Here is a 22,659-nt window from a genome sequence, read left to right on the forward strand (position 1 = left end):
CTGCCTACCCGATTCGGATATGGCTGAAGTCGCCGATTCTCCCTTGGTATTTAAGTAGGCAGCTTCCTGCAATATGCAGTAAAATCATGCTCAATTTTTGTTAAGCGCACAAACCGCCCAAATCACTTTTTGAAAGATACCAAAAAGCCATGAAAACCTCCGAACTACGTCAAAAATTCCTAAAATTCTTCGAATCCAAAGGCCATACCATCGTCCGCTCCTCATCGCTCGTGCCACACGACGACCCGACGCTGCTGTTTACCAACGCCGGGATGAACCAGTTTAAAGACGTGTTCCTCGGCTTCGACAAACGCGCCTACAACCGCGCCACCACCGCGCAAAAATGCGTGCGCGCAGGCGGCAAGCACAACGACTTGGAAAACGTCGGCTACACCGCCCGCCACCACACCTTTTTTGAAATGATGGGCAACTTCTCCTTCGGCGACTACTTCAAACGCGACGCCATCCACTTCGCTTGGGAGTTCCTCACTTCCCCCGAATGGCTAAACATCCCCAAAGAAAAACTCTTGGCGACCGTGTATGCCGAAGACGACGAAGCCTACAACATTTGGCTGAACGAAATCGGTATGCCTGCCGAGCGCATCGTCCGCATCGGCGACAACAAAGGCGCGAAATACGCGTCCGACAACTTCTGGCAGATGGGCGACACCGGCCCCTGCGGCCCCTGCTCTGAAATTTTCTACGACCACGGCGAGGAAATCTGGGGCGGCATTCCCGGCAGCCCTGAAGAAGACGGCGACCGCTGGATTGAAATTTGGAACTGCGTTTTCATGCAGTTCAACCGCGACGAGCAAGGCAATATGAACCCGCTGCCCAAGCCGTCCGTCGATACCGGCATGGGCTTGGAGCGCATGGCGGCCGTGATGCAACACGTCCACAGCAACTACGAAATCGACCTGTTCCAAGACCTGCTCAAAGCCGTTGCCCGCGAAACCGGCGCGCCGTTCAGCATGGACGAGCCGAGCCTAAAAGTGATTGCCGACCACATCCGTTCCTGCTCCTTCCTGATTGCCGACGGCGTGATGCCGTCCAACGAAGGCCGCGGCTATGTACTGCGCCGCATCATCCGCCGCGCCGTACGCCACGGTTACAAACTCGGTCAGAAACAGGCGTTTTTCTACAAACTCGTGCCCGATTTGGTGAAAGCGATGGGCGACGCGTATCCCGAGTTGAAAGAAAAACAAACGCATATTATGGAAGTGTTGCGTGGCGAAGAAATGCGCTTTGCTCAAACATTAGAAACAGGTATGGCTTTATTAGAAAATACTTTGATGTTCAATGAGGCTTGGTCATTACTACCCAAGATTGAATTGGAAAATTTAGAAGGAAAACTTAATATTGATAGCAGCTATGGTTTATTAGCGGATGGCTACCGTTTTGCAGCGGTCAATGTTAAATCAGGTGAAAAATTTATTGCAATTTCATCAACTAATGCTTCTGGGGAGACCACTACTATACTTCCAGATAGCACTATTTTTTCTAAAAAAGCATACGATACCATCATTGAACAGTTGTCTTCTACTAATTCAGGTAGCCTTAATGTACTTGATGGGTTAGTGATTTTTAAACTCTATGACACATATGGATTTCCATATGACTTAACTGCCGATATTTGTCGTGAACGTGGCATTGATTTGGACGAAGAAGGCTTCAACCGCGAAATGGAAGCCCAGCGCGCCCGCGCCCGTGCCGCGCAAAACTTCAAAGCCAACGCGCAACTGGATTACACAGGTGCGGACACCGAGTTCACAGGTTACGAAAAACGCAGCCAAGACACCAAAATCATCGCCTTATACAAAGGCAGCGAAGCCGTGGACGAACTCCAAGCAGGCGAAGCAGGCGTGGTCGTTTTGGAACAAACCCCGTTCTACGCCGAAAGCGGCGGCCAAGTCGGTGACGTAGGCTTTATCTTCGCGGGCGAAAACCGCTTCCGCGTTGAAGACACGCAGAAAATCAAAGCCGCGGTACACGGACAATTCGGCGCAGTCGTATCAGGTCGTCTGAAAGTCGGTGATGCCGTATCCGCCGAAATCGACAACGACATCCGCGACAGCATCATGCGCAACCACAGCGTTACCCACCTGATGCACAAAGCCCTGCGCGATGTTTTGGGCACGCACGTCGAACAAAAAGGCAGCCTGCAAAACGCCGAGCTGACCCGCTTCGACATCTCCCACCCGCAAGGCATCAGCGCGGAAGAAATCGCCGAAGTCGAACGCCGCGTCAACGCCGCGATTATCGCCAACGTGCCCGTCAAAGTCGAAACCATGTCCATTGAAGACGCGCAAAAATCCGGCGCAGTCATGCTCTTCGGCGAAAAATACGGCGACTTCGTCCGAGTGATTACCATGGGCGACTACTCCATTGAATTGTGTGGCGGCACGCACGTCGCCCACACCGGCGACATCGGCTTCTTCAAAATCATCAGCGAAGGCGGCATTGCCGCAGGCATCCGCCGCGTAGAAGCCATCACCGGCCTTGCCGCGCTGGTATGGGCGCAAAACCAAGAAAGCCTGATGAAAAACATCATCGCCGAAGTCAAAGCCCAAACCGAAAAAGACGTACTCGCCAAAATCCAAGCCAACGCCGCAAACGCCAAAGCCTTGGAAAAAGAGTTGACAAAAGCCAAAGCTGAACTCGCCGTCCACGCAGGTGCAAAACTCTTGGACGACGCAAAAGACTTGGGCGCAGCCAAACTCGTCGCCGCCCAAATCGAAGCCGACGCAGCCGCCCTGCGCGAAATCGTTACCGATTTAACCGGCAAATCCGACAACGCCGTCATCCTGCTCGCTGCCGTAAACGACGGCAAAGTCTCCTTGTGCGCCGGCGTATCCAAACCGCTAACAAACAAAGTGAAAGCCGGCGATTTGGTCAAATTCGCAGCCGAACAAGTCGGCGGCAAAGGCGGCGGCAGGCCGGATTTGGCACAGGCTGGTGGTACAGATGTTGCGAAACTGCCTGAAATGCTGGGAAGCGTGGAAGGTTGGGTTAATAGCAAACTGGCTTAACTAAATAAAGGCTACCTGAAATTTTCAGGTAGCCTTTATTTTTAACAAATAAACCTAAAATAGTTCGAACTGATCGTGTTCTAGTGGCTCTACCTTTTCTACATATAAGGTAGGTTTCTTGTCAAAATGAGCGTTACTTTTTTCATGTCTATTGACATAACAACTAATTTTACATTTCAAAAATAAAGAAGATTTATATTGTCGTATAGATCCTCTCTGAGGGTGGCAATTCAAAATTACTCCTTTATATTCAAATCCTAAAGAATTGGTTTTTTCATTACCTCTTATCAGCTTCCCCTGTAATTCAGCTACTTCACCATGAATCAGCTCGGGGAAAATAAATTCATCTTCCTCATCCTCTTCGGAGAAAAATAAAGATTTTTCTGCATTTGTAATAGTTGCTACATCAAATTGTTCTTTTTCATTTCTTACACCAATAGATAGACTTTGTCCTACCATTACACCCTGTACCATTTTCTCAAGCGACGTTTTAGGGATATTTTTGAACCATTCTAATTGTTCAACAGGGATTAATATTAAATCTCCAAATTCATTTTTAATAGAAACAAAGAATTGTTCATCAACCTGCTCAAGCTTAAAATCCTCACTCTCCCAATCAATCTTTCCCTTTTTATATTTTATTAGCTCAATGAGATTTTTTAAGGCTGTAAGTGATTTTTTAAAAACATCAGCAAGACCAATACCGTGAAAATCTTTTTCAGCCATTTTTTCCCCAGCTTTTTTTAGATAAGCGGTTCCAAATACACCAGTTCCCCATAGCAAACCACCTAATACCAAAACAACTCAGGAGCCTTTTTCCGTCTTAACAGGTATCTTATAGTCATATAAAACAATTGTTGGATATTGTTTCTTATTAAAAAACCTTATACACTCATCGAAACCTAACAGTGCCTGTCCAGCAACGTCTGCTTGAATAATTCCGTTTTCAATATTTTCTCCATAGAATTTTAAATATCCCACACAATTTTCGTTTTCCATATATATCCCCTAGCACCATTAATAATATACATAATAGTATTATAACGATTTTTAATAAATATGTGTTATTTGGAAAAATATTTAGTAAGCTATACCCTAAGTTTTTCATCAATATGTACAGGCTGTGCTACACACTCCTTATGTTACACGTTTCAGGTAGCCTAAAACCCATAGATCGAACATTTATGCCTAATCATTCAGCCATTTTAAAATAAGGACCGAGCATGGGCGTTAAACGCATTGTGGCTAATATAAACGCAACCCAACCCGCCGCAGCAAAGGCTTTCTACCATGACTTGCTTGGGCTGGAATTGCTGATGGATCATGGGTGGATACAGACCTACAGATAGGATACGACCATGTCTGTGCAGGTTAGTTTTGCCAGTGAAGGCGGTTCTGGCATGCCTGTGCCTGATTTGTCTATTGAGGTGGACAATCTAGACGAATTATTAGCACGAATACAGCATGCTGGTTTCACGCCTGAATACGGGCTGGCCACTGAGCCTTGGGGCGTGCGCCGCTTTTTTGTGCGTGATCCGTTTCGGCGACTGGTGAATATTTTGCAGCATGAGTAAACGCTTCTCTAGGGGGGAAAGTTTACGTAGCATAGCAAGCTGTATTTTGCATTCCCTACCTACATAAATTTTCAGATAGCCTGTAGCAGTGCGATCTGTCCAAATATTCCCTCCTCCCTGCTCATACAACAGGCTACCTGAAAATAGTTGTTCGGCTGTCCACCCAACCGCAATTCCTACCATCTTCACAATACAAATTATTGCAGCCTTATTTGACTGATCAGATTTAAAAACTAATCCAGCAAACTTTCAGGTAGCCTTTCCATACAAACAGCCTACACTCTTCAAACTAGAGTGCAGGCTGTTTTGATGCCGACGGCGTTACAGTGCAAATGCGGTGAAACAATACACGGTAATGCCGGCAATAATCACATACACAATCGCATAAGGCATGGCGGAGCGCAGGAAGGCGCCTTCTTGGCCTTGCTGTTCGCAGGCGGCGGTGGCGATGGCGATACTTTGCGGCGAAATGATTTTGCCGCCGGTAGCGCCGGCCGTGTTGGCGGCAGCCAGCCATGATTTATCCATATTCAGCTGGTCGGCCACGGAGGCTTGCAGTTTGCCGAACAAGATGTTGGAAGAGGTGTCGCTGCCGGTGGCGAATGTGCCGATGGCGCCCACCAGCGGTGCAACCAGCGGATAGAATGTGCCGGTGGCGTCCACCAAGCCTTTGGCAATCACGGCAATCATGCTGCTGTGGCTCATAATCGCGCTCATGGCCACCAGGCAGATGACGGTAATGCCCGAAGCCTTCATTTTCACCAAAGTCTGGCCCAAAATCTGGAACAGTTTGCTGGCGGAAACGCCTTGCACCAAGCCGCCGATAAATGCGCCCAAAAACAGCATCAGGCCGGCGTTAGACAACCAGCCGAAGGCGAAATATTTGCCTTCCGCATAAATCGGCAGGTGGATTTTGCTCACCAGAGTGGATTTCAAAAACGCGCTGATGGGGCCGGACAAGGGGCTGGCCATGATGATGAAGAACAAGATGAAACCGTACACCGCCCATGCTTTCGCCATTTGCCCCATGCTGATGGCTTTATCGGCAGGCGTATCTTTTTTCTCGGTCATTTTTGCATACAACACGATGAAGACGATGCAGGCGATGCTGCCCAAAATGGCAGGCGTTTCCGCGCCGATGAAATAAGCGGCGATAAACTGTACGCCTAGCGACAATCCGCCTACCACGGTAGATAGGATAATATTAGGAACGATGTATTTTTTAGAGGTGTCGGTCAGCATTAAGATGACAAATGGCACCAAGAACATTAAGAATCCCAATTGAATCACCACGTCGCTGGCGATAGCATGGGTTTGCTCGGAAGTAACCGCAGAACCGAACACTTCTTTTGCTAGCGTAATCACGGGGATGCCAACCCCACCGAAACCGGTGGCTACGCTGTTGCCAATCAACGATACGAGTGCCGCAAAGCGCGGTGTGAAGCCCAAACCGATTAAGATAGCGGCTGGAATTGCCACTGCCGTGCCGAAGCCAGCCATGCCTTCCAACAGGCCGCCGAAGCCCCAAACAATCAGCAGCACCTGAATGCGCTTGTCGCTAGAAATATTTATAAATTGCTGTTTAATCAATTCAATTTGTTTGCTTTCCAGTAGCACGTTGTAACTGAACAATGCCATCAGAATCACAATTAGAATAGGGAAAATGGCTTTCAAGATACCTTCGGCAAATGCCCAGCCGATGTATCTGACACTGTAGCCTTCCGGTGGCGTAAATCCGCTGATATTGGGAACGGCGAAAATGGCAATCAAAACAGCGGACAATGCTGCTAATATTGCGCTGTGATCGCCGCGCATTTTGAAGCCAATCATCGAAATAATTAGAAATAAGATTGGAAAGACAGAAAGGGCGATACTCATGATGTCTCCGTTATATGTCAATGAAACGCCGTAAAGACTGGGGGCATGAGGTACAGGTGTTGTTTGGGGTGTGTAGCTGATTAAAACTTGGAGCGTGAGCGTTCTGGTTCGTAACAGGGCAAACGCCAAATTGTAGTCTTTAGCTTTGTAGGAACTACAGGCTACCCGAAAACAGTTTTTGCTCTACAAAAAATGCAGATGGAAATGTCCGCGTGCCATTGTTTAATTGCTGCCAAAGCAGCCTGCATTCGGTTTAGCCGGAATTTTTGTTGTTTTGCTTTCAACAACTGGTGCAGCGATTTGGGCGCAGGTTTCATCGGTACATGGCTGTCTGTCCAGCTGAGCTGCTCGCCAGAGGGGCAGCCTGCGGAATTTGGTGGTCATTATGCCGAACACGCGGTAGGCAGTTTTGCTGAATAAAATGCCGTCAAATCCGCATCAAGCCAGTTATTTGCTCAAAAGTGTACAAAGCTCCTTAGTTTTTAATTTAGATAGGGCACAGCTTCATCGGGCGTGTGTTGTGCTTCTTTGCACAGGCGCTATATCTGCTAGGTAATCAGGATTTTCACGGGGCAGCCTTCCAAGACGTGTCATACATGGTGCAGGCGGTAGGCAGGTCGTGGGTGGTTTCCGATCCCAGCAGATGCGGTAACAGGATTTTGCCAATTGGTCCGAGGTAAGCGGTGCCATGTGCCGAACCGCCGATATGGTATACACCGGGCAGTGGTTCATGTAGGCGCTACAGCATATACATTGCAGCGTGCGGTGCATCTGTTCTTATGCATCTGTTCTTAGGTGGTGATACTTTGCCCGATACCGCTGTGCGGTATCAGGTTGTAGAGTGTCGGAACATCCGACAATTTGGCCACCACTTTTTCAATGGCGACGCGCGCATTACCCGCATCGGCCTTTACCATCGCCTCCCATTAGACACAGTGTGCCGGTTTCGGTCACGGCAAAGTTCACACTGCTCAAGCCGATATCGGCGGTGTAGTAAATGTTGCACAATATCATGCAGACAAAGCCAGTGAGTTTGTCCATATCGTCGGTCAGCTCCGTGCCGATGTTTTTGTGGAGCAGTTCGTTCAATTGCTTTTTAGTTTTGTGGATGGCGGGCATCACAATGTGGGGGCGGCTTTCGCCGGCCATTTACGCAATATATTTGCCCTAATCGATTTTCACCGCTTTAATGCCGCATTCGGCAAGATAATGGTTCAGCTCGATCTCTTCTCTCACCATCGATTTGCCTTGGTGGTGCATCACGATACTGTGGATAATGCAGCAGACTTCTTTGGGTATTTCCACCCAATGCACTCTCACACCCAGTTTGGTGAGATTGCTTTCCAGCTGTTCCAGCAAATCAGGTGTTTGGACAGCGAACGCTGGCGAATGTGCTTGCAAAGGGTGCACAGCATCTGCAATTCCTGTTCGTCCGACAACACAATTTTGCGCTTGGTCATCAGCATATTCATTGCCGTGCACAGGATTTTTTTGCACAAAGGTTTGTCGGTAAGGGCTTCGCGTGCGTTACTCACGATTTCCGTGACCTGTGTTTCTTTCAGTATGGTCACTTTATCGTTCATTATGTCGCCAGAAATGTCGGATTATTTAACGGAGAATGTGCCGCCGAAGCCGCAGCATTCGCTTTCGTGGTCGTGCACGATACACTCCACGTTTTGCAGGCTTCAATCAGCTTCCAGCCTGTGATGTGCACGCCCATTTCGCGGCGTGCCGTACAGGAAGTATGCACCGCCACTTTCACTGGCTCGCCCACGTCTTTAGACTCGTAGCCGATGCCCACCAGAAAATTGGTGAACTCAACGCACGGCTGGCCAATTCGTTGGCGAGCTGTTCGTATTCGCTGCCTTTAAATAATTTGGGCCAATGGTGCTTCATCATACTGCCGCAAGAGCCGGAAAGCATAATGATGAGTAGTTTTCGGTGAATAAAGCGAGCTGGGCTTTGGCTACATTGAACGCCTCTTCGCAGTATCAAGTCCAAAAGGCAGAGCCGAAAAATTAAACTTCGGCAGGCTTGCCGCCACTGTGTGTGGTGGTTTGGTTGGCGTTCATAATATGCTTCTTATTTCTTAATAATTTAGAGAAGCCGATGCAAGTCTTACCCAACGGAAAATCCATATTACTTTAAGCGATATGCTTTTAGATGGTCAAGATGCTTGTGAAATTAGGGCTAATGCCAGACACCGTTGATATGGAGGAGGGTAGATTTGACGGATTTAAAGCACAAAATTCGTTATTATGCAGGGGATAGTAGAAACTTTTGTGTGGTCAATGAATTGCCCATGCTATTCGGTTGAAGGCTACCTGAAGGTTCAGGAGGATAGGCATAACAAAATGTCAACGTTGCCACGCCGATATTTCGCAATTCAAACAACAGTTTTATTTTTATTAATCGATTTTCGATACAAAAAGGCTACCTGAAAAGTCCCAGGTAGCCTTTGGTTTATAGCAGATTAACTTAACTTCCGATACAGCATTAGCTTACCTTACCGTGCTCTGTACTGTCTGCAGTTTGCTGCTTTGTATTAAAAATTAATTAATCTGTTATAACTGTGTCGGTAGCAAAATAGTTCAACTGGCCGGCATTACCGCGCAGGAATAGTACCCATGCGGCGGGTGAGGGAGGTGTGCGGCTCGTTGAACAGGCTGGCGTAATAGGTGGCGTTGGTCATCACGCGTTTGACGTAGTCGCGGGTTTCGTCAAACGGGATGGTTTCGGCATACACCGCGCCTTCGAGCGCTGTGGCGGCTTGCCAGTTGCGGGCACGGCCGGGGCCGGCGTTGTAGCCGGCAGTGGCGAGCACTTCGTTGCCCAGCCGGTTGCGGGCATCACCTAGATACCAAGTGCCCATGCGGATGTTGCCTTCAACAGTATGCAATTCGGCAGGATCCATACTGATTTTGCTGGCGATCTCGCGGGCAGTGGCGGGCATCACCTGCATCAGGCCAGTGGCGCCCACGCGGGAGCGCACGCCGATCATGAAGCGGCTCTCTTGGCGGATGATGCCGTAGGCCCAGGCGGGGTCGATATTGGCTTGGGCGGCGTAGCGATCCACGCTGTCACGGAAGGGGGAGATATAGCGCAGGTTGTAGTTGATTTGGCTGTTGGTTTTGTCGGCGGCATAAATGCCCATCTCGTAGAAGCCGGCATCGTGTGCGAGCTTGGAGGCTGCGAGCAGGGCTGGTTCGTTAAAGCCATCCATGGCATAGCGCCACTCGGCTTGGGCTTGCTTGCGCATATCCCAATCTCCGCTGCGCTGAGAGGCGCGGAATAAGTTGAGTGCACGGGAAACTGCACCATCAGCGGCCACTTGGCTGGTTTGGCTACTGCCAGGTTCGGCAGCAGTGTTGCGGGTGTTCACTTCGCCGCCGAGGGCTTCAGTGGCGAGCAGGGCGTAGAAATTGCGGCCGGAGGCAGCGGCTTGGCGGTAGTGCTGCTGGGCTCGGGTGGAATCGCCGCTGGCGGCCAGGCTGCGGGCAAGCCAGTATTGCCAGGTGGGGTCGGCCCGCAGGGTGTCGGGCATGGCTTCGATGATGTTCTGCAGCTCGTTCCAGCGGCCGAGGCGCAGGGCGCTGCGGGCATACCATTCCCAGTGTTCTTTGCCCAGCTGGCCGCGGTCGGCGCGATTGAAGGCATCGAGCGCGGCGGAGAAGCGTTGGTTCAACGCGTAGTGGTGGCCGAGCACGGCCCAGGCAAAGCCGGTTTGAGCCGGGCTGAGGCTGGTGGAGAGGCTTTGCAGGCGTTGGGCGGTATCGGCCTGTTTGCGGGCATTTTGGCCGATTACGCTGTGCAGCATGGCTTCACGGCCGCCTTGGCTGTCGGGCGTGGCGCTGGTGAGCGGCTCGGGCAGGGGTGAGCCCAAGGCGGCGGCCAAGCGGCGGGCATCGCTGATTTGGTTGTTGGCCAGCAAGCCGCGCACGCGCCGCCAAGCGGCATCGGCGGGCAGTTTGCCTTGGGCGGCGAGCTGTTCGAGCAGGCGGTTGCAGCCTTCGGGCTGGCGGCCGAGTTCGGTCAGCACTTCTTGGGCGGCGTTTTGGTTTTCCTGCCCGGCCAGCGCGGCATAGCAGCGGGTTTCTTTATCGCGGTCGGCGGGTTTCAGGTAGGCGTATTGCCGAACAAATTCTTGCCATTGGCCGTTGCGGCCGAGCTGTTTGAGCCACTGGTTGCGCAGGCTGTTGGCCATGGCGCTGGGCTGGGCTTGGGCGAGGAATTGGGCGGCTTGGCCGGCATAGCCCTGTTTGAGCGTGGCTTGGGCAGATTGAAAGAGCTGGTAGTCGGCCAGCACTTTGTCTTCGGAATCGCTGCGGCGGACGCCGGGCAGCTGGACGGCGGCGCTGCTGTCGGCATTGATGGGCTCGACCCGGGTTTCGGTTTGGCTGGAGCAGGCGGCGAGTAGGCCGGCGGCGAGGAGGGGGAGACTGTGTTGATATACGGTTTTTTTCATGCTTGATGTCGGCTTGGATAATTCGGAATGGCCTAAGGCTACCTGAAAGCGGTGGGGCAATGAAGCGGCAGGCGCGAACAGACGGCGGGTTTTACTGCTTTTTACGCAGGAAAAGATTTTCCGGTAGCCTGATAAAGGAGGCTACCTGAAAACTAAAATGCCTCAGCCGCGCTCTACAGCCGCGAGAAATCCGGGCGCAGGCGGAGGAATGCACCGATGGGTTGATGGAACTGCTAGAGAAACTGGGCGGCTGAGGAATGCTTGGATGATGAAGACCGAGACCTTTTCAAAACCACGGATTTGAGTGCGGTTCAAAGCAGCAGCATCGCAAATCATTTGGCTTTATTGGGCACAGATAATATGGAAATATTTTCAAGCATTCGAGAAACGTACCGAGAGGAAATATGCCGAAAACGGGATTTTGCAAAGGTCTCAGGCTACCCTGAAATTTTCAGGTAGCCTTTTGTGTTTGGGGCTGCTTCACCCAAACAAGCTGCTCTTGCTATTGCCTTTCAGGTAGCCACCATTGTGGCGGGGTAAGCGGCTGTCGGATTCGAGAGCTTGGCCTACCTATCTTCAGCTTTTCAACAGCTTTATTTCAGGTAGCCCTCTTCCCGTTTGAGACTACCTGAAATCATCAAACGCTATTTGCGCCAATAGGCAGGGGTAAAAAGCATGAACACGGTGAAGATTTCCAAGCGGCCGAGTAGCATGACGATAGAGCACAGCCATTTTTGGGCGTCGGCTAGGTTGGCGTAGCTGCCGGCGGGGCCCACGCTGCCGAGGCCGGGACCAGCGTTGGTAATGCAGGCGGTGGTGGCAGTGAGGGCGGTTACGAAGTCGAGGCCGGTGGCCATGAGGGCGAAGGTAGCGAAGATGATGGTGAGGAAATAAACGGCAGTGAACACGAGCACGGTCATGGCGGTACGCTCTGCGATGTGCATACCATTGATTTTTACGGTGTGCACGGCGTTGGGGTGCAAGAGCAGCATCATTTCACGCAGACTGAATTTGAACAATACGATGGCGCGGATGGTTTTGAGCCCACCACCGGCGCTACCGGCGTTGGCGAGGATGTTGGCGAGGAAAAACATCCACAGGGATACGGGCAGCGGCCAGGTGGCGAAGTCAGTGTTGGCGTAGCCGTTGGCCAGGCCGATGGAGACGAAGTTGAAACCGACGTAACGCAGGGCGTGCGGCCAGTCGGCGTAAAAATCTTTGTGCCACAAATAGAGGGAGCATACGATAATGCTGGCAATTAGGGTGGTAATCATCACGCGCACTTCACTGTCGCAGCGATAGGCATTGAGGCTGCATTGGCGGAAGGCGTAATAATGGTTGGTAAAGTTGATAGCGGCCATAACACTGCCAATGGTGATGATGATTTCGATGAGTGGAGAATTGAAATAGGCGATGTTTTGGTCGTGGGTGGAGAAACCGCCTAGGCCGAGGCAGGACATGGCATGGCACACGGCATCGAGCCAACTCATACCGGCCAGGCGCAGGGCAAGGCAGATAAGGAGTGTGAAAAAAACGTAGATTAACCAAAGGTTTTTGGCGGTTTGGGAGATGCGAGGGGAAAGTTTGCTGTCTTTGTGGATGCCAGGGATTTCGACTTTAAAGAGCTGGGTGCCGCCCACGCCGATCATGGGCAGGATGGCCACGGCTAACACGATGATGCCCATTCCGCCTACCCAGTTGAGCAGATGGCGCCAGAAGTTAAGTGAGGGGGGGAAGCTGTCGAGGTTGGTGAAGACGGTGGCGCCGGTGGTGGTAAGGCCGGATATGGCTTCAAAAAAGGCGTCGGTGTAGCTGATACCGGGCAAATGCCAGTAGAATGGCAGGGAGGCGACCATGGCAAAGCCTACCCATAAAAGGAAGACGAGGGTGAAGCCGTCGCGGGCGCGCAGCTCGCGGTGGTGGCGGCGGGTGATGAGCCAGATGATGCCGGAAACGAAGATGGTGCCAGCGGCGGTGTCAGCAAATATCCAGAAAGCAGCATCTTGGTAGAGATACGACACGATGGTGGGCGCCAAGAGCAATAGCGAAAATACGAAGCCAAGGCGGGAGAAGATGTGGATGATGGGAGCGAGTTTGTAGTACATGGTGTGGCTTAGGTGGCCTGTGGAAAAGGATGTATTTTACTTGTTTTAACGGGGTGTTGTGATGGCGGTTGAGGCTACCTGAAAACGGATACAGCGGTTTCAGGTAGCTTGCGGCATGAGCAAATGAGCGTGGGTCATAGCTAAAGCACTTATTTCTTCATACAAGGCAGCGAGCCGCAGACAGTATAGGTAAAAGTATGGCAAGACAAGCTAACGTCGTATATAAGAAATAAGTGCTTTAGCTATAAGTGCGTTTCGGGTCATTGGGCCGCAGTTCGGCCGCCAGTTTATCCAAAATGCCGTTGACGAATTTGTGGCCGTCGATGCCGCCGAAGGTTTTGGTGACTTCAATCGCTTCGTTAATGATCACGGGGTAGGGCGTTTCCGGCATATCGCGCAGCTCGAAAGCAGCGGCTAGGAGCACGGCGCATTCGATGGGGCTGAGGTCTTTTTCGTCACGGTCGAGCAGCGGGCGGATAATCTGCATCAGCTCGCGGCGTTTGGCCTGAACGCCGAAGAAAATGGCGGTGAAGAGCTCGTTGTCGGCCTTGGCGAAGTATTCGTTTTCGCGGATATTTTTGGCCACTTCGGTATCGGGCAGCTGGTTGAGCGCGGCCTGATACAGCGCCTGCACGGCAAATTCGCGCGCGCGGCGGCGCGGGGTGCGGTTTTTCGGTTTCATTACTTGGCTTTCTGAAATCAATGTCTACACGAGGGCATCGGGCAGGTTGTTGCCGGCCGGATTGAGGCGGCGCAGCAGGTTGGCGCATTCCACCGCCACCACGGCGGCTTCGGCGGCTTTGCTTTGGATGCGCGCGTGGGCTTGTTCGTCGTTTTCGGTGGTGAGGATGGCGTTGGCAATCGGGATGTTGAAATCCAGCCCCACGCGGCTGATGCCGGCGGCGGATTCGTTTGACACCAATTCGAAATGGTAGGTTTCGCCGCGAATCACCGCGCCCAAGGCTACCAGTGCATCAAAGCTGTGTGACTGTGCCATATTTTGCAGCGCCAGCGGTACTTCCAGCGCGCCGGGCACGGTGGCTACGGTGATGTTGCCGTCGGGCACGCCCATTTCCACCAGTTTTTTGGTGCACACTTCAAGCATGGCGCTGCCGATTTCGTTGGAAAAACGGGCTTGTACAATGCCGATATTCAGGCCTGCGCCGTCGTGGTTGGGGGGGATGATGGTCATGTCCGCTGCTCCGTTGTAGTGAAATAAGCAAAAGCGGCATGCGCCGCAAGAAAGCGGATTTTACACCAAAGCGCACGTTTTGGGGCTGTGAAGGAAGATGGCTTGCGTTACAATGGCGGCGTTTTGCTCCACTTTTCAGGTAGCCTTCCATGCCAACCATCACTCTTATCGCCGCCGTGGCGGATAACCGCTGCATCGGCAGCGGCAACGCCATGCCCTGGCATATTGCCGAAGATTTCGCCTTTTTCAAACGCTACACCTTGGGCAAACCCGTGGTGATGGGGCGCAAAACTTGGGATTCGCTGCCCAAGAAACCCTTGCCCGGTCGCCGCAATATCGTGATTACCCGCCAGCCGCTCTGGCAGGCCGAAGGCGCAGAACGTGCCGACAGCTTAGATGCCGCGCTGGCCATGCTGGCCGACGTGCCCGAGATCATCATCATGGGAGGTGCGCAGATTTATGCCCAGGCCCTGCCGCTGGCCACCGATTTGCGCCTCACCGAAGTGCGGTTGGATATCGACGGCGACGCCTTTTTCCCAGCCTTTGCCCCCGCCGAATGGCAGGAGGTTGAACGCAGCAGCCACACCGCTGCCGCCAACGGCATCCGCTTCGATTTCGTGCACTACCGCCGCGCCCGGCAGGCTACCTGAAAGATTGAGGCTATCTGAAAAATGCTGCACCGCCTGATCGAACGCCATTGGCAAACGCCCAAGCCGCTGCTCACGCCGATTTTATGGCCGTTGGCGCGGCTGTTCGGCTTGTTGGCAGCGCGGCGGCGTGAAGGCTACCTGAAAGGCCGGCGGCACAGCGAAAAGCTGCCCGTGCCGGTGGTGGTGGTAGGCAATGTGCAGGCCGGCGGCAGCGGCAAAACCCCTGTGGCGCAGGCCTTAGTGCGCGCCTTGCAGGAGCGCGGCATCCGCCCCGGCATCATCAGCCGTGGCTATGGCCGCAGCGGGCAGGGCGTGCACGTGTTAAACAGCCAAAGCACCGCCGCGCAGGCCGGCGACGAGCCGCTGCTGCTGCACCGCAGCACCGGTGCCCCCGCCGCCGTGGGCAGCCGCCGTGCCGAAGCGGGCAGGGCGCTTTTGGCCGCGCATCCCGAAGTGCAAATCATCGTTGCCGACGATGGCTTGCAACACTACGCCCTGCAACGTGATTTCGAGCTGGCCGTGTTCCCCGCCGCCGATGTGGGGCGGCCGCTGGATTTGCTGCCCAACGGCAATTTGCGCGAGCCTTTGCAGCGCCTGGAAAGCGTAAACGCCGTGCTGCTCGCCAACAGCACGCCCGACAGCCCCGAGCCGGATTGGGCGCTGCCGGATAACGTGCTGCTTTGCCGCAGCCGCCTGCAATGCGGGCAGATTTACCGTCTGCACCGCCCGCACGAACCCTTGCCCGAAGGCTACCTGAAACAGCGCCGCGTTATCGCCGCCGCCGCCATCGCCAAGCCAGAACGTTTTTTTGCCGAACTGGCGCGGCTTGGCATCGAAACCGAACGGCAAATGGCACTGCCTGACCACGCTGCCTGGCAGATTGCCGATTTGCCCGCAGCCGATTGCTACATCGTCACTGAAAAAGACGCAGTGAAGCTCGCCGCCGACACCGCGCAGGAAGTATGGGTATTGCCCGTGCGCGCCGAACTGCCGGAAGCCTTAGTGCAGGCCGTAATCCGCCGCTGCCTGCCGGATAAGGAACAGGCTGCCTGAAAGCGAAGCTTCAACGCAGTTAACACACAAGTTGAAACGAAGTTGCCGCAGCAAGCGGAATTTCTGCGAAGCCAAAACCTAAGCTTCAACCAAAACAACACAGGAGACCCCAAACCATGGACAAAAAATACCTCGACCTCCTCGTTTGCCCGCTCACCAAAGGCGCACTCGAATACCATGCCGGCCGCCAAGAATTGTGGAGCCGCCAAGCCAAGCTGGCCTTCCCCATCCGCGACGGCATTCCCATCATGCTGGAAAACGAAGCCCGCCCCCTCACCGAAGAAGAGCTGCGCGCATGAGCACCCCGTTTACCGTTATCATCCCCGCCCGCCTGGCCTCCAGCAGGCTACCTGAAAAAGCCTTGGCCGATATTGCCGGCAAACCCATGGTGGTGCGCGTGGCCGAGCGCGCCAAGCTGAGCGAGGCGCAGCGCATCGTCGTGGCCACCGACCACACCGCCATTGCCACCGCCTGCTCCGAATACGGCATTGAAGCCGTGCTCACCGGCAAACAGCACACCAGCGGCACCGCCCGCCTGGCCGAAGCCGCACTGCTGCTGGGCATGGCCGATAGCGACATCGCCGTAAACGTGCAGGGCGACGAGCCGCTGATTGATCCCGCCCTCATCAACCGCACCGCCGAATTGCTCGGCAGCAGCAGTGCGCAAATGGCCACCGCCGCCCACCCGATTGCCGACGCGGCCGAGTTTCTCAACCCCAACTGCGTGAAAGTGGTGCTCGACCAGCGGCGCAACGCCCTCTATTTCAGCCGCGCCCCCATCGCCTGGCCGCGCGATGCCTTCGCCGAAACGCAAGCCGTGCTGCCCGAAGGCTTTGCCCCGTTGCGCCACATCGGCCTATATGCCTACCGCGTGGGTTTTTTGCACCAATACGTCGGCCTGCCGCCCTCGCCGCTGGAGGGTATCGAATCGCTCGAGCAGCTGCGCGTGTTGTGGCACGGCGGCAAAATCGCTGTAACCGTGTGCGACAACGCCCCCGCCGCCGGGGTGGACACCGCCGAAGATTTACAGCGCGTGCGCGATTGGTTTGCCCGGCATCCCGAAGAGGCTACCTGAAAACAAATCGCCCGGCCGAGCAAAGCCTATAATTTTGATTTCGCTGAAGCTTCGCTTTCAGGTAGCCTGTTCCCCGAAACGGCTTGCCTTCGCCTTGAACGACCGATTTTAAGGAGTTGAGTTATGCGTTTGCTCCGCCGCGTTGGTTTCTCCGCTCTCCTGATTGCTGTTGCCCTCTCTGCCGCTTATTTTGCGAACACCACCCGCCCGCCGCAAAATCCCGCTGCCCGCGCCAAAGCTGTTCGGCTGCCTGAAACCATGCCGCCGCCCGCATCGGCACAGGTCGGCAACGCGGATAAGGCGCCGCCCATCGTCCGCGCCGCCCGCAGCCAAATCGGCCAAACCGTGCGCTATGACCCCGCCTATACTGCGCTAGATTATCCGATGGGCGATGTGCCGATAGCAAAAGGAGTGTGCACCGATGTGGTGATTCGCGCACTGCGGCAGCAGGGCATAGACTTGCAGCAGCTGGTTCACCAAGACATGAAAGCGAATTTTTCCGCCTACCCGAACCGCTGGGGGCTAAAACGCCCCGACCCGAATATCGACCACCGCCGCGTGCCGAATCTGGAGGTTTATTTCGCGCGGCACGGCTGGGCGGCGCAAGACGGATACCGTGCGGGCGACATCGTTACTTGGCGGCTGGCGGGCAGCGGGCTGCCGCACATCGGCATCGTATCCGACCGCAAACAGGGTGATACACCGCTGATTATCCACAATATCGGCGCAGGCACGCGTGAAGAGGACATCCTGTTCCGCCACGAAATCGTCGGCCATTTCAGGCAGCCCGCCCAATATGGCGCCGTGAAGTGGCGGTGCGGCCAAGCCTGATGCTGTTTTTTAGGTAGCCTTCTCATGCCAAGCAGGCTACCTGAAATCAAAATCTGTCTAACAAAGAAACGAATATGACCACACCCGACAACACCGTCCGCCTTTCCAAACGCATGGCCGAGCTCGGCCTCTGTTCGCGCCGCGAAGCCGATGCCTATATCGAGCGCGGCTGGGTGAGCGTGAACGGCGAGAAAGCCGTGCTCGGCCAAAAGGTGGGCGCGGACGACCGCATCGAGCTGCACCGCGCTGCGCACGAAGAACAGGCCGGGCGGGTGACCATCCTGCTGCACAAGCCGGTGGGCTTCGTGAGCGGGCAGGCCGAAAAAGGCTACCGCAGCGCCGCCGAGCTGATTACCGAAGCCAACCATTGGCCGGAAGACCGCAGCCCGCAAAAGTTTAAAGCGGCACATCGCCACGGCCTCGCTCCCGCCGGCCGGCTGGATATCGACTCGGTCGGGCTGCTGGTGCTCACGCAAGATGGACGCGTGGCCAAAAGCCTGATCGGTGAAAACAGCGGTGTGGAAAAAGAATACCTGGTGCGCGTGAAGGGCAAACTTTCCGAAGAAGGCCTGCGCCTGCTGAACCACGGCCTGAAGCTGGACGGTGAAGCGTTGCGGCCGGCCAAGGTGTCGTGGCAAAACCAAGACCAGCTGCGCTTTGTGCTGAAACAGGGCAAAAAACGCCAAATCCGCCGTATGTGCGAGCTGGTGGGGCTGCGCGTGGTGGGGCTCAAGCGCATCCGCATCGGCAGGGTGAAACTCGGTGCACTGCCGCCGGGGCAGTGGCGCTATCTGGCGCCGCACGAGCGGTTTTGATTGGGAAGATAGCAGATTAAAATAAGAATGCTACAGTGTTGTCTCGCCTAGCTGTACTACCTATACTGTGTCCGCGGCTCGCCGCCTTGTCTCATTCTTATTTTAATCCACTATGAATATGCTAAAGGCTACCTGAAAATACGGCACGGCAGAGTTTTTGCGAAGTTGGAGTTTCAGGTAGCCTTTAGTGTATTCATTTTGGACAGGTGTTGTGATTTCAGGTAACGTGTATGCCGTGTTCTTCGCTTGTTCCTGCAGTTGGTTTGAGAAAAACTGCAATCAAAGCTATACGCCCGGGCGACGGCTATGGCAAAATGCCTGCTTGATTTTATTTCTGTATATTTTAAGGAGTGCCACCATGTCCATCAGCAATGTAGTTCGCATGATTGAAGAGAACGATGTCCGTTTCGTTGATTTGCGATTCACCGACACTAAAGGCAAACAGCACCATTTCACCGTGCCTGCCGCAGTGGTGCTGGACGATCCGGAAGAATGGTTTGAAAACGGCCATCCGTTCGATGGTTCGTCTATCGGTGGCTGGAAGGGCGTTCAGGCCTCCGATATGTTGCTGCGCCCCGATCTGGCCACTGCCTTCATCGACCCCTTCTACGACGATGCCACTGTGGTGCTCACTTGCGACGTGATCGACCCGGCCAGCGGCCAGGGCTACGACCGCGACCCGCGCTCCATCGCCCGCCGAGCCGAAGCCTATTTGAAAGCCAGCGGCGTGGGCGATACGGCCTATTTCGGCCCCGAGCCTGAATTTTTCGTGTTCGATGGCATTGAGTTTGAAACCCATATGCACAAAGCCCGCTTCGAAATCAGCTCCGAAAGCGCCGCGTGGTCGAGCGGCCTGCATTTGGACGGCCAAAATACTGGCCACCGCCCGATGGTGAAAGGTGGCTACGCCCCCGTTGCGCCGGTGGATGCCGGGCAGGATTTGCGCTCCGCCATGGTCAATACCTTGCAGGAAATCGGCATTGAAGTGGAAGTGCACCATGGCGAAGTGGGCACCGGCAGCCAGATGGAAATCGGTACTAAATTCAGTACCTTGGTACACCGTGCTGACCAAACCCAAGACATGAAATACGTGATCCACAACGTGGCGCACAACTTCGGCAAAACCGCCACCTTCATGCCCAAACCTTTGATGGGCGACAACGGCAGCGGTATGCACGTGCATCAATCCATTTGGAAAAACGGCCAAAACCTCTTCGCCGGCGACGGCTATGCCGGCTTGAGCGACACCGCCCTTTACTATATCGGCGGCATCATCAAGCACGCCAAAGCGCTGAATGCCATCGCCAACCCCTCCACCAACTCCTACAAACGTCTCGTGCCGCATTTTGAAGCGCCCACCAAGCTGGCTTATTCCGCCAAAAACCGCTCCGCTTCCATCCGCATTCCCACCGTGCACAGCGTGAAAGCCCGCCGCGTTGAAGTGCGTTTCCCGGATCCTACCGCGAACCCCTATTTGATGTTCGCCGCGCTGTTGATGGCTGGGCTGGATGGTATCCAAAACAAAATCCATCCCGGTGATCCGGCCGACAAAAACCTCTACGACCTGCCGCCGGAAGAGGATGTATTGGTGCCGACCGTGTGTGCCTCTTTGGAAGAAGCCTTGTTCGCCCTCAAAGCCGACCACGAATTCCTCCTGCGCGGCGGCGTGTTCAGCCAAGACTGGATCAACAGCTACATCGCCTTCAAAGAAGAAGACGTGCGCCGCATCCGCATGGCGCCGCACCCGCTGGAATTTGAAATGTATTACTCGCTGTAAGGCAGAATGAAAAGGCTACCTGAACAATCAGGTGGCTTTTTTATACCGAATGTTTGCCCTGGCTGCTGCCTTTCGCAGGTTCAGGTAGCCTTTGTCCCATGATTGCACGAGACAAAATGGCGGCAGATTGAGCAAAATCGGATAGTTTGGAGCAGAGGAATGCCAGTATGATGCCACCTGTTTTAAATTATCCAAGCAATAAGGAACACATCATGGGCGCACGCCGCAAATTTCCGATTCCGCTCAGTTATTTCAGCACCACCATCGGCCTATTCGCGTTGGGTTTGTCGTGGCGCTATGGCGCAGCGGCAGGCCTGATGCCGGCTTGGCCGAGTGAATGGCTGCTGGCAGCGGCGTTTGTGGTGTGGTTGGTGCTGGTGGCGGCTTACGTTTGCAAGATATTGGCTTATCGCGATGATTTTTTAAGCGACTTAACTGATTTGGTGCAATGCTGTTTTCTCAGTGCCATTCCGATTACCACCACCTTGGCAGGCATTGCTGGACTGCCGTATGCCGCCGGGGCGGCACGCGTGCTGGTGTATGCCGGCATTTCTGGGCAGCTGGCGTTTGCCATGTATCGTGCTGCCGGGCTGTGGCGCGGGCTGCACAGCTTGGCAGCCACTACGCCGGTGATTTATCTGCCTACGGTGGCCGCTAATTTCGTGAGTGCCACGGCGCTAGATGTGCTGGGGAGGCATGATTATGCGGTGTTGTTTTTCGGTGCGGGGCTGCTGTCTTGGTTTAGCCTGGAGGCGGCGATTTTAGGCAGGCTGCGCACGGCGGTGGCGGTTGCACCGCAAGTGCGCGGGATAGTGGGCATCCAGCTTGCACCGGCCTTTGTGGGCTGTGGGGCGTATTTTGCGGTGAACGGCGGCGCAATCGACATTTTTGCGCTGGCCTTGATGGGATACGGCTGTTTGCAGTTTCTGCTGTTGCTGCGCCTGCTGGGCTGGTTTGCCGAGGGCGGGTTTAGCATGAGCTGGTGGGGCTTCTCGTTCGGCTTGGCGGCCATGTGCGGCTGCGGGTTGCATCTGCTGGAGGCGGGCAGGTTGGTGTGGCTGGGCACGGTGCTGGCGGTAAGTGGCTCGGCTGGGGTAGCACTGTTGTTGGCGGGAACGTTGTATTTGGTGTGGCAGGGGCGGTTTTTGGTGCGTTAGGCTGCTAAAGGTTAAAGGCTACCTGAAAACGGTTTATACGGTTTCAGGTAGTCTTTTTGTAGCAGAGGAAGGTATCAGAGCAAATCCAATTGCGCTAAAGCCCGTTGCAGCTGGTCGGCCGTCCAGTGGTTGCTGGCAGCGAGGGTCATGAGGGCGGTGGCGGTTTCGATATTGCATTTGCCGCCGCCCACCGCGCCGGCCTGGCGCAGGGCGTTGCCTTGGGCGTAGGCGGTGCCGGTGCGGCCGTGGTGAGCTTGGCTGATGTTGAGTAACAGGCCGCCGTTTTGGCTGAAGTGTTGCACGGCGGCGAGCAATTCGGGGCTGGCGGGGGCGTGGCCTTGGCCGTAGGAAAGCAGGATGGAGGCTTCTTGGGGGAAGTGGCGCAGGCTGTGGGCGATTTGCTCGGGGCTGCTGCCGGGGGTGAGCAGGTGGCTGCACACACGGGCGGCGGGGTTGAAACGGGTGGGCAGGCCGCTGAGGCGGCGGGGCGGGGTGTTTGGCTGCCAGGTGTTGAAGTGGGCGTTGTCGAAGCCTTGGTCGAGCTCGGTGCTGCATTTACTGCTGCCGATAGCGGGATAGAGCTGGCCGCCGAAGGCGATAACGGTGCCGTGCAGTTGGGGATTTTGCAGGGCGGCAATGGCGGTGTGGAGGTTGGCCGGGGCATCGCTGTTGGCGGCGTGGTAGGGCTTTTGCGCGCCGGTGAGGACGATGGGTTTGCCGCCGCTGTCGAGTGCAAGGGCGAGGAAATTTGCGGTGTAGGCGAGGGTGTCGGTGCCGTGTAAGATGAGGATGCCGTCGTGCTCGGGCAGGGCGGTTTGCAGGATGGCGAGCCATTCTGCCCAATGTTGTGGGGTGATGTTGGAGCTGTCGATCAGGGGCTGGCAGATGTGCCAGTGAAAAACGGCGTGTTCGGCATAGGGCTGCAGGGCTTGTTCGGCGAGCTCGGCATCGGGCACAAGGCCGGTGGGGCTGGGCTTCATACCAATGGTGCCGCCGGTGTAGAGGACGAAGATTTTTTGCATGGCGGGATGTTTTACTGGAAATGGGATATGGGATTA

The 22,659-nt window shown here is 54.7% G+C and carries 18 protein-coding genes and 2 pseudogenes; 10 read left to right on the forward strand and 10 right to left on the reverse strand.

The features are described 5' to 3' along the window. The first annotated feature begins 149 nt into the window (after positions 1 to 149). Positions 150 to 3,029 carry an alanine--tRNA ligase gene (gene alaS, locus A7Q03_RS01475; protein ID WP_067446717.1) on the forward strand — a complete coding sequence of 960 codons (2,880 nt, stop codon included), beginning with the start codon at positions 150 to 152 and terminating at the stop codon, positions 3,027 to 3,029. Positions 3,030 to 3,083: 54 nt separating this feature from the next. Here the strand turns inward: alaS and A7Q03_RS01480 are convergent, their stop codons facing one another. Together A7Q03_RS01480 and A7Q03_RS10050 are read right to left on the reverse strand one after the other, a co-directional pair. Beyond that, the gene (locus A7Q03_RS01480; RefSeq protein ID WP_153705456.1) at positions 3,084 to 3,827 is read right to left on the reverse strand and encodes a hypothetical protein; all 744 of its coding nucleotides are present in this window, start codon (positions 3,825 to 3,827) and stop codon (positions 3,084 to 3,086) included. 6 nt (positions 3,828 to 3,833) lie between these two features. Then, a complete protein-coding gene (locus A7Q03_RS10050) occupies positions 3,834 to 4,028 on the reverse strand; it encodes a hypothetical protein (RefSeq protein ID WP_067527627.1) in 195 nt (64 codons plus the stop codon). Positions 4,029 to 4,387: 359 nt separating this feature from the next. Here A7Q03_RS10050 and A7Q03_RS10500 point away from each other — a divergent pair, with 359 nt between their 5' ends. Continuing rightward, complete coding sequence (locus A7Q03_RS10500) at positions 4,388 to 4,603, forward strand: VOC family protein (RefSeq protein WP_231863694.1); 216 nt, start codon at positions 4,388 to 4,390, stop codon at positions 4,601 to 4,603. A gap of 321 nt (positions 4,604 to 4,924) precedes the next feature. On the opposite strand, the gene A7Q03_RS01490 is transcribed toward A7Q03_RS10500, so the two are convergent. The 7 genes and pseudogenes from A7Q03_RS01490 to ribH all read right to left on the reverse strand — a co-directional run bounded on the left by A7Q03_RS01490 (position 4,925) and on the right by ribH (position 14,243). Beyond that, on the reverse strand, positions 4,925 to 6,481 hold the full coding sequence (locus A7Q03_RS01490) for an L-lactate permease (protein WP_067446721.1): 1,557 nt from the start codon (positions 6,479 to 6,481) through the stop codon (positions 4,925 to 4,927). A gap of 263 nt (positions 6,482 to 6,744) precedes the next feature. Beyond that, positions 6,745 to 8,016 (reverse strand): annotated as a pseudogene (locus A7Q03_RS10055) (LUD domain-containing protein); the annotation flags it as partial. Continuing rightward, a pseudogene (locus A7Q03_RS10505) lies at positions 8,011 to 8,463 on the reverse strand (heterodisulfide reductase-related iron-sulfur binding cluster); the annotation flags it as partial. The pseudogenes A7Q03_RS10055 and A7Q03_RS10505, both read right to left, overlap by 6 nt. A gap of 623 nt (positions 8,464 to 9,086) precedes the next feature. Then, on the reverse strand, positions 9,087 to 10,946 hold the full coding sequence (locus A7Q03_RS01510; protein WP_067446729.1) for a lytic transglycosylase domain-containing protein: 1,860 nt from the start codon (positions 10,944 to 10,946) through the stop codon (positions 9,087 to 9,089). A 644-nt stretch (positions 10,947 to 11,590) separates the two neighbouring features. Then, the gene (locus tag A7Q03_RS01515; protein WP_067439319.1) at positions 11,591 to 13,051 is read right to left on the reverse strand and encodes a TrkH family potassium uptake protein; all 1,461 of its coding nucleotides are present in this window, start codon (positions 13,049 to 13,051) and stop codon (positions 11,591 to 11,593) included. Between the two features lie 238 nt (positions 13,052 to 13,289). Beyond that, entirely contained in the window at positions 13,290 to 13,733 is a 444-nt protein-coding gene (gene nusB, locus A7Q03_RS01520; RefSeq protein ID WP_067439316.1) for a transcription antitermination factor NusB, read from the reverse strand. 24 nt (positions 13,734 to 13,757) lie between these two features. Beyond that, positions 13,758 to 14,243, reverse strand: coding sequence for a 6,7-dimethyl-8-ribityllumazine synthase (gene ribH / locus A7Q03_RS01525; RefSeq protein WP_067446732.1), 486 nt, complete (start codon positions 14,241 to 14,243; stop codon positions 13,758 to 13,760). Between the two features lie 149 nt (positions 14,244 to 14,392). Here ribH and A7Q03_RS01530 point away from each other — a divergent pair, with 149 nt between their 5' ends. From A7Q03_RS01530 to tehA, 8 genes are all read left to right on the forward strand, one after another. Next, on the forward strand, positions 14,393 to 14,893 hold the full coding sequence (locus A7Q03_RS01530) for a dihydrofolate reductase (protein ID WP_067446734.1): 501 nt from the start codon (positions 14,393 to 14,395) through the stop codon (positions 14,891 to 14,893). Between the two features lie 21 nt (positions 14,894 to 14,914). After that, entirely contained in the window at positions 14,915 to 15,946 is a 1,032-nt protein-coding gene (gene lpxK, locus A7Q03_RS01535; protein WP_067446736.1) for a tetraacyldisaccharide 4'-kinase, read from the forward strand. Positions 15,947 to 16,062: 116 nt separating this feature from the next. Further along, the gene (locus A7Q03_RS01540) at positions 16,063 to 16,245 is read left to right on the forward strand and encodes a Trm112 family protein (RefSeq protein WP_067439304.1); all 183 of its coding nucleotides are present in this window, start codon (positions 16,063 to 16,065) and stop codon (positions 16,243 to 16,245) included. Then, a complete protein-coding gene (kdsB, locus tag A7Q03_RS01545; RefSeq protein ID WP_067446738.1) occupies positions 16,242 to 17,021 on the forward strand; it encodes a 3-deoxy-manno-octulosonate cytidylyltransferase in 780 nt (259 codons plus the stop codon). Before A7Q03_RS01540 ends, kdsB begins: the two co-directional genes overlap by 4 nt. A gap of 258 nt (positions 17,022 to 17,279) precedes the next feature. Then, positions 17,280 to 17,852, forward strand: a complete 573-nt coding sequence (locus A7Q03_RS01550; RefSeq protein ID WP_231863708.1) for a DUF1287 domain-containing protein — start codon at positions 17,280 to 17,282, stop codon at positions 17,850 to 17,852. Between the two features lie 74 nt (positions 17,853 to 17,926). Beyond that, the gene (locus A7Q03_RS01555) at positions 17,927 to 18,667 is read left to right on the forward strand and encodes a pseudouridine synthase (RefSeq protein ID WP_067446742.1); all 741 of its coding nucleotides are present in this window, start codon (positions 17,927 to 17,929) and stop codon (positions 18,665 to 18,667) included. A 358-nt stretch (positions 18,668 to 19,025) separates the two neighbouring features. Beyond that, positions 19,026 to 20,444 carry a type I glutamate--ammonia ligase gene (gene glnA / locus A7Q03_RS01560; protein WP_067446743.1) on the forward strand — a complete coding sequence of 473 codons (1,419 nt, stop codon included), beginning with the start codon at positions 19,026 to 19,028 and terminating at the stop codon, positions 20,442 to 20,444. A gap of 212 nt (positions 20,445 to 20,656) precedes the next feature. Beyond that, positions 20,657 to 21,601: a dicarboxylate transporter/tellurite-resistance protein TehA gene (tehA, locus tag A7Q03_RS01565; RefSeq protein ID WP_067446745.1), complete on the forward strand. Its 945-nt coding sequence runs from the start codon at positions 20,657 to 20,659 to the stop codon at positions 21,599 to 21,601. Between the two features lie 74 nt (positions 21,602 to 21,675). On the opposite strand, the gene A7Q03_RS01570 is transcribed toward tehA, so the two are convergent. Beyond that, positions 21,676 to 22,623: an asparaginase gene (locus tag A7Q03_RS01570; protein WP_067446747.1), complete on the reverse strand. Its 948-nt coding sequence runs from the start codon at positions 22,621 to 22,623 to the stop codon at positions 21,676 to 21,678. Between the last annotated feature and the right edge of the window lie 36 nt (positions 22,624 to 22,659).

This window comes from Eikenella sp. NML99-0057 (assembly GCF_001648535.1).
In the GTDB taxonomy this organism is placed as follows: Bacteria; Pseudomonadota; Gammaproteobacteria; order Burkholderiales; family Neisseriaceae; genus Eikenella; species Eikenella exigua.